The organism is Sinorhizobium terangae, from assembly GCF_029714365.1.
Lineage (GTDB): Bacteria > Pseudomonadota > Alphaproteobacteria > Rhizobiales > Rhizobiaceae > Sinorhizobium > Sinorhizobium terangae.
The window spans coordinates 42,693-50,147 of record NZ_CP121661.1; the positions used below are offsets into that span (position 1 = coordinate 42,693).

7 protein-coding genes are annotated in these 7,455 nt (G+C 54.9%); 4 read left to right on the forward strand and 3 right to left on the reverse strand.

The genetic code is table 11. The features are described from left to right. The first annotated feature begins 56 nt into the window (after window positions 1-56). Together QA637_RS28610 and QA637_RS28615 are read left to right on the forward strand one after the other, a co-directional pair. On the forward strand, window positions 57-446 hold the full coding sequence (locus QA637_RS28610; protein ID WP_283067774.1) for a hypothetical protein: 390 nt from the start codon (window positions 57-59) through the stop codon (window positions 444-446). A gap of 3 nt (window positions 447-449) precedes the next feature. Continuing rightward, a complete protein-coding gene (locus QA637_RS28615; protein WP_283067775.1) occupies window positions 450-1,163 on the forward strand; it encodes a hypothetical protein in 714 nt (237 codons plus the stop codon). A gap of 385 nt (window positions 1,164-1,548) precedes the next feature. Here the strand turns inward: QA637_RS28615 and QA637_RS28620 are convergent, their stop codons facing one another. The 3 genes from QA637_RS28620 to QA637_RS28630 are packed head-to-tail and all read right to left on the reverse strand — an operon-like array spanning window position 1,549 to window position 5,444. Further along, complete coding sequence (locus QA637_RS28620) at window positions 1,549-2,046, reverse strand: hypothetical protein (RefSeq protein ID WP_283067777.1); 498 nt, start codon at window positions 2,044-2,046, stop codon at window positions 1,549-1,551. Then, window positions 2,036-4,741, reverse strand: coding sequence for a hypothetical protein (locus QA637_RS28625; RefSeq protein WP_283067779.1), 2,706 nt, complete (start codon window positions 4,739-4,741; stop codon window positions 2,036-2,038). The genes QA637_RS28620 and QA637_RS28625 overlap by 11 nt, the downstream gene beginning before the upstream one ends. Window positions 4,742-4,745: 4 nt before the next feature. Beyond that, window positions 4,746-5,444, reverse strand: a complete 699-nt coding sequence (locus QA637_RS28630) for a M12 family metallopeptidase (protein ID WP_283067781.1) — start codon at window positions 5,442-5,444, stop codon at window positions 4,746-4,748. A gap of 602 nt (window positions 5,445-6,046) precedes the next feature. Here QA637_RS28630 and QA637_RS28635 point away from each other — a divergent pair. Continuing rightward, window positions 6,047-6,325 carry a hypothetical protein gene (locus tag QA637_RS28635; RefSeq protein WP_283067783.1) on the forward strand — a complete coding sequence of 93 codons (279 nt, stop codon included), beginning with the start codon at window positions 6,047-6,049 and terminating at the stop codon, window positions 6,323-6,325. Between the two features lie 377 nt (window positions 6,326-6,702). Continuing rightward, window positions 6,703-7,161 (forward strand): hypothetical protein, encoded by a 459-nt coding sequence (locus tag QA637_RS28640; RefSeq protein ID WP_283067785.1) that lies wholly within the window; start codon window positions 6,703-6,705, stop codon window positions 7,159-7,161. Window positions 7,162-7,455: the final 294 nt, after the last annotated feature.

The window sequence follows — 7,455 nt, forward strand, 5'->3', positions numbered from 1 at the left end:
GGATAATTTACAACTGATAGGCATCGTAGGCTCGATCGTTGCCGGTTGGGATTGCAATGTCACTAGAAATAAAATTTGAGGACGCCGAACTGGAGGGTTTTTCAGCTCACGCAAAGGACCGACTCAAAGAATCGGTACGCCATTACGGCGAGAGGTTAATAGGCGAAGCAAATCGCCTCGAGGCAGGACATAATCTCACCAACAATAGTCGTGAAGTCACGCATAGCATGGTGGAGGCTGCGACGACACTCATCAATCACGGCGCAGCGCCACGACGTCGGTCGCCGATCAAGAAGTTGACGCGCATCGCCAGTCAAGCGCTCCCTCTGATTTTCGGGCTGGCTTGGGACGCCAAGCGACTAAGCGATTTGAACTACGCTGCCTTTCTGTTCATTTTGTTTGGACTGGCGATTGCGGCCATTATCTTTGCGAACCTAGAGGACTGAGCCGTGACCCACGATGACGACATTCTGTCGTTCGCTGAACGTGATTTGAAGCGGGCACGGCAACGTAGGCTCTGGGCCCTTGTGACTGCGTTGAAAATCTACTCGGTTCTCGGCGCAGTGTTTGCTGTACTTGCGGCCAGCTATTTTATCTTGCTTTTCTACAATATCGAGTTAACCGATGATCAAGTACGCGCACTTCTCTTTGTCGGTGCGGGTGTTACTGTCTCGGTTGCTTCAGCGTGGGCAGCTTGGCTTGTTAAACGTCGCGGCCAGGGCGATTACCTACTGCCTCCGAACTATAGCACCGCGTCGGAAGCAGATTTCGTAGCAAGGAACGTAGCTACCGCGGAGAGAGTTTCGGGCAACGGTGACAGGTCCTACTTGGTGGATGAAACGGTCGAACTCCGACGTTTGTATCCCGCCCACCACGCGATGTATTTCGTGCATCGTTGGGCTCGGTTCGAAGAAATTTGCCGCGACGTTGTGCGACCGTATGTTGAGGATCGACGTATCTCCGTCGGGAAGGTACTAGAGGTGCTTGGAAAGCAGCACCTTCTTGGTGAGCGCGATCTTCTTTTAGCCCGTGAGTGCCTCACCGTGCGTAATGATATTGTGCACAACATCCATCAACGTGGGCGCTCTCTGCAAGAGCTAGACGCTCTGTCCGACATCCTGAATGACCTGACGGTGAAGATAAGCCGACATGTTGGGGCGTAAACCCGTGACTTCGAGCTGACACGGACCCCGGCCGAGGAAATTTCGTCCTCCGGAACCGGCATCGGTGCGCGGGGACATGTGTTGAAACTCATGAGTAACTCGAGATTTGTCAATTTTCGGCAAGCGCGCATCCATGATATCAGTTGCCGATAGCTGTCACGCATTCTTCGTTTCGTGCAACAACAACGAGAATCTGTGTCCTCGAGCTTTCCGCGGATAGGGGATCTCCGCCGATCGCACAATAGCGGTGCGGAAGACTGGGTGCGAACAGGGGTTCCCGGTTTAAGCGCTGGCGCCATGGCCCGGAACCAGTCAATGCGATCTGGCAAGCGCGGCCTCGTCAACCCGGCTTTCAACAATTGCTTGCTGACAATGCGGAGGCGAATTACGGCAATTGGTAGCCTTGGTATCCCGCACTAGGATCAAGTGGCCGCGGGCGCACTCCTGACTGAGATTGAAATGCATCATAGCTGACGAGGTGGATTGCAGCCGACAGACTGCGAACGTCTGTTCTTACGCCGAGTACGATCGACAAGACTCCTGGTCCGACCGCCGTGGCGACGCGAGTTAACGAAGCGAACTGGCCTGTAGGCGTCTGAATGCCCATTATACTGTCGTCCTGTTGAAGCATGACGACGCGCCCGTCGCGCAAAATGGCGGTACAAGAAAGCGTGGTATTGGGATTGCGCCCGAAGACCCCGATCCAGAAGGCCTCGTCTTCAGCGACCGGCAGGCTTACGTTTGCCTGCGCGCCGAAGAGTGGCAAAGTCCCGAGGCTCGTAGGAAGTTTGTCGACAAGGCCGGTCGCAGGAAGGCGATAGCGCTGGAATGAAAACGTCAAGCACGCGAGCGAGAGCAGTTGCCGCGTTTCATCAATGCTCATCGAAGTCGCTGTTGACCGCCAGCTCGTCTTGGGCATGTGTTTCGCCTGGGTATTCCTGATCAATCTTATCGACTGCCACCTTTGGGTTCGCAGAGCCTTCGTTGTATTTTATCGCCGGTCGCATCGATTGCGACATCGATCTCGATATCGAGCGAACCGCAGCAGGGGGCAGCCGGTAGGCTTCTGCGAAGCTGTGCATCACCTCGGGATCTGGCGGAGGCTGCGTTTGGCTGCCCGGGGGTCGAATAATTCCCGACAAGCGTTCGAGATTAGCAGAATCGCGCTCGCTACCTCCGCGATCCGGCCCGCGCATCGGGTGCGCGGCGGGGGCGTCAAGTTCCCCGTCCAAAGGCACGTTTGAAGCGAGTGTCTCGCGATCTCCGATGTCCTTCAATCCAAGCGAAGGCCCGCCGACTGACCGATCCGGGCTGGTATGCGCGTCTGTAGCCGCCTCGATCAGTGCGTCGCGATAGTGCGCTCGGGTCTCAGCAGTCGACCATCCAAAATACGGAGGCATAACGACTTGAGCGGCTACGCGTTTCCACAGCCGTAACGACACCATCTTCGGATCTTTGCGACTTGCTTCCACCATTAGCCGCCAGCTTCGCTCGAACATCGGCGGTGTATCGAAGGGCCTTCGGCGGCGCAAATCCTCGTTCGCACACATAAGCGAGAGCGCCTCCACGTCCGGATGATCGCCGCCGAGCAACGAGCGCAGGTTTATGACGACCGGATCCAATTGGCTCAGGTCCACATCTGCACGGCGAGCATGCTCAATCAGCAGCAAATGAGCGCCGACTATCCCTTCGATAGGACTGTCGAATTTGTGCAGGAGAAGATCACTTAACTCCCGATTAAGAATGGCGCGGCCGTAGGCCAATGCGAAGAGAGCTTTTTCCAACCGATCGTTCTGCTCATGGCGCCAAGGCTGATTCTGGCGACGCATGATAATAGTACGGCGTGGCAAAGTTTCGGGGCCCTCACTGCTTGTACGCGATCGAAGTAGATAAACTTCGGTCCGCCAGCCGCGCGCGGTCACGAGCGACACTTCGACGATGCCGATTTGGGGATAGGGGTATCTCAAAAAGTAAGCTCCGGGAGCGACATTCGCCGTGAGGTGGGCGCTACCGTCGAAATCCCCCTCACCAAGCGTCTTCACGCCGGAGCGACCGATGTCTCCAACTACCTTCCCATTCGCGCCCAGAACCCTGATGCCCTTCCACGGATTGGCAATCGAATAGCCGGTATCCTTTGGAGTCCATCCGCGGGCGACGACGGCTATTTGCGAGCCATCGGCCGGCACTGCATTGTTCTGCACTTCGCCGACCAGGACGGATTGCCGTTCATGAGAACGAGGAGCCCCGTTGAAGGGCACCGCCGAGGCGATACCTGGCAAATCGCGCGCCGTTACGCTTGCGCCCGGTGCATAGTCGCCGTCCAGCAAGAAGACATCGTCGACAAAACGTCGTCCGACGCGGAACCTTGAGCGATAGAGCCCAAAAGGTAGATCGACCTCCACGTGACCGCCGGGAGCGACCACCGGATCGAAATTGGCGTCCTGCAATATTATCTGATTGGCCGTATCGCCGGCGCTTAGGGTCACATGGAACAGCGGCCGTCCAGACGGCACGAGGACCGGAGACCCGCGTTGAGAAACATTGACTCTTTGTGGGCCTACGACTTCAAAACCTTGTCGAAGGTCCCCACAGTCGACTACGTGCAGGCCCACGTGCAGGTCCAGCCTCGTCGTTTTTTCCGCCGTTTCACTGACAAATTGCGGCCCCGGACCAGACCAAACCCTCAAAGTCCGGCCGACAACCTCATCAGGAAAAATCAGTTCGACCGAGTAGGTTTTTGGCTTCACATTGGTCGCCAGAACCAGTGTTTGGTCCGCTGTCAGGATATCCGGCTCGAGCGAAACATCGATGTCGTCCCGATCGGAATCTGTGAACCAATGATACATCGAATTAACAAGCCAGTTCTGCAACGTCTTGCCGGTCACAAGATTTGAGCTGTTTGCCGCGGCGCCCGTAAGACCTTCGAGCAAACACCACGTGAAGACCCCGTGAAATTTGCCGTTCTCGGTCGGCAAAGATCGCTCGACCGTTTTCTTCGGAGCCTTTGCCGCGTAGGCGAGAAAGCATTCGCCAGGTGTCTCATATGAATTGATGAGCTTGTAGGGTGCCGGCCGGGGCACGGCCGTGACGAGGCGGTTCATGCAGGCGTCAAGCAGTAAGACATACTCGTCGAAACATGCCGCATTGCGCCACCAGTTGAGCCAATTGGAAATACCGATATTCGTGTCCGCCCTGCCCTCCGACGTATTTGCGGTGAGCAGGCACCCGTTTCTGTCGGCCGAAGCAAAACCATGTCCCGACAAGTAAAAGTATATTCGCTTGCCGACCCTGAACCCCCGTCCTGCGTTCCTGCTCGCACAGGCCATGTCGTAGATCCATTTGAAGGCGGCTTTGTTTAGATGCTCCGGCCAGGGAATGTCGTCGCCAGGCTCCTTGTTTACAAAGTCCGCCGACGTCACGCATTTAATGTTGGCCGGCGGTATGTTCCCTCCGGAGGGGCTCTTGAGCCAATCAACAAAGGCGGCAGCATCGTTCTGCGGTCCTCTTAGGCCGCCGTTTACAAGATTGGGATAATGCGACAGTGCGACGACAAGCGCGTAATGGTCGACGTTTGCCATGCGATTACTTCGGATAAACGGCACCAATTAGTGCTTTGTCAGCTGGCGAAAGTTCCGAGTTCAGCCCAGCAGAGAACCCATCTAGGGTCCAGGAGGCCGGTATCGGGTACATCATGATCGACGTAGGATCGACGGCCGTAGCCGTCACATCCTCCTTCGGATAGTAGCGGAACATGTTGTTCTCGATTGCGTTGTCGTCCCAGTAGTTTGGTGGCCCCTGAAGATCAGCGACGACTGCTGCCTTGTTCCACTTGATGCTATTTTCGGGGTTCTGGTGCTCGTGAATCAACCCCAGAGCATGGCCGAATTCGTGCAATACTACACGCCGCAGTTCTTGCTCGTCCGATTCCTCATCTATCCAGCCATAATTCATCGTCGGTTCGGGTTCGGAGATGCGTCTGCAGAATGTGCCGAGATAAGACCACGATCCGTTGCCCCGAACAAAGTCGATCCGTATATCCGTGGATCCATGATCGCGAAAATCCAAGGTAAGTTCGGCGAACCTCTCCCACTCCCTCGCTACCGATTTGACGCGCTCGTGCAGCGCTGGCGTTCCGCTCAGAAACCGGCAGCTAACGAGGTCGCCCGGCTGCCACTTCGCACCGTTTAAAACTGCGGCTCTCGGACGCGATATCTTCTGAATGTCGTGGCTGTCCTTGGGGGCATCTAGGATACATTTGCAGAAGTGCTTGGCATTAAGCATCGGTTCTCTCCCTCCGCTGCGAATGAACTCCCCTCTAAATCAAACAGAACTTCGCCTCCGGCGGGCGCTCGCCGCGACGCCGTTGATGAATCGATCTGGCTTCTGGTCAGTCCCGCCAATACGGGCGCAGGCATCTCAGCCCTAGCCTGAAATCTACTATGAATTGCAACACTTGCACAACGGAAATTTAGATTGTCGAAATATACGCTCGTCGCAGAATGAATTCGGGCGGACGAAGCGTTCGGTGCGCCTGTCGAACTGCCCGCGTGGCGTGGTTGGCCACCTTTTCGCGACGGATGAGCGGCCCCAGATGCTCGTCCCAGAAGATTTCGGCGACTGTATCGGGAGGTGCCTCTAGGAGCCGCTGTGGGTTGAGGAGAAGCTTATATTCGCGCGCGTCCAGTCAGTGCCGCATGATCCGAGTCCCCGTCGGAGCCTTGCAGAATCTGAAATTTCACCCGCTGCTAAATTATGCTTCATAGATTGTCTTCTGACAATCGCAAAACTTAAGAGAGTGCGACATATAGTAGAAGGCTAGCCGTTGGATGAAGTTCGGTGGCAAGTCAGACCGACGTCAGAAAGAAAAGCCACAGGAATTCGTCATGCGGAAATCCTATCTCTCATGCTACAGTCATGTCTCAACGGCAACACTGAATGAATTAACCGGGAGAGATGCAATGTCTCAAGAAGAGAATCCTACACACGAGGTTATTAAAGACGAGGTTTGCTGGGCGAATGTCCGGGATTCTGGCTCGGAAAAATGGGATATAAGGAGCGGAGCAAAAGTTACGTTTTTAGAAGATGAGGGTTCTTATACAAGAATAAGGACAAGTGAGGGAATAGAATGTTCACTAGCATCAGACGCTATCAGGAAGATCTAGTATGAATTGAACGATTAATATCTTGCTCCAGTGGTGTATGGCCGCGGAAGCTAGGGGATGCCCGTGGAATTGCTGCGAGGGCAGGTCTCGCGATGACGGGCACCTTGTTTTGAGGCGCAATCGGAGGTGTGGCGGAGACCGCCCAGCAGCAGCGGCATTGCTCTATATGTCAAACCCGACTGAATGGAGGTCCTCATGATGGAAATCTGCCCCACCGAGACATTATTCGTCGAGGTGCAATCTTCGGCGGGGTTAGGCGCCCCAGTAGTCGAGACGCGCGGCAAACCAGACTTGGCCGCGATCGTCAACCGCGCACTATTTAGCCTCGGGGGCCGACGCGGTTCACTCGCTTCCTACGCGAAAAACGGGAGAAGGTCATGGAAGGGGCGAACATGGAAATAGCGCTCAATAAGAGCCTTGCCGACGATATGCTAACTTTAGCGAACACAGTATTCAGGCGATCGGCTGAACAGTATCGATATTTAATGGCCGGAATTGCTGCGCTCGCATTTCTTATAGTCAATACAGCGTCGAGTGGCATAGCTGAAGAGGCGCCAATGGCTTCATTATTGTCGTTTATCTCACTGTCTAGTTGTGTTTTATCCATTGGTTACGCCTACTTTAATTACAGCGTAACTCTCACTGCGGTTTCAGGAGTGGAGGTGTCAATTGTAAATATCAAGCGGGCATCAAATGAGGACATTGGACATACGCTAAATGGCCTAAATGCCCTAATATCCGGTGAACTCACATCTGGCAATCTTCGCCGTACGCAGCTTGCTTGCGCTGCCTCAGTTGCGCTTGCGCTTCTGACTTTCGGTCTATTATTACTATAAAAAGATACCTACGATCAAACTGCGGCGCGATGAAGTTGTTGACTATGGGAAAGCGTCTGCAAAGTGTCAACAGCCGGGAAAGAACCAGCCATGAACGGGAGATTCGAGACATTTTCTGGCAGCTTCGCGCGTCAGCGGGGCTGCGCGAGAAAGTCAGGACCCTGCCGGCTGCCGCCAGCGATGTCGAAAACGTGGGCGGTGCTTCTTCCTTATAAGCTGGAGAAATATGAACTCGAACGCCGCCAGGCGACTGGGTTTCTTTTGGTATGTAGCCTCGCAGAAAGGCGCCTATAT

Excerpts from the sequence above, each read along its gene's own strand:
- QA637_RS28625 (WP_283067779.1), bottom strand. The coding sequence starts at position 4,741 with ATGGCAAACGTCGACCATTACGCGCTTGTCGTCGCACTGTCGCATTAT.
- QA637_RS28630 (WP_283067781.1), bottom strand. The coding sequence starts at position 5,444 with ATGCTTAATGCCAAGCACTTCTGCAAATGTATCCTAGATGCCCCCAAG.
- QA637_RS28635 (WP_283067783.1), top strand. The coding sequence starts at position 6,047 with ATGCGGAAATCCTATCTCTCATGCTACAGTCATGTCTCAACGGCAACA.
- QA637_RS28610 (WP_283067774.1), top strand. The coding sequence starts at position 57 with ATGTCACTAGAAATAAAATTTGAGGACGCCGAACTGGAGGGTTTTTCA.
- QA637_RS28640 (WP_283067785.1), top strand. The coding sequence starts at position 6,703 with ATGGAAGGGGCGAACATGGAAATAGCGCTCAATAAGAGCCTTGCCGAC.
- QA637_RS28620 (WP_283067777.1), bottom strand. The coding sequence starts at position 2,046 with ATGAGCATTGATGAAACGCGGCAACTGCTCTCGCTCGCGTGCTTGACG.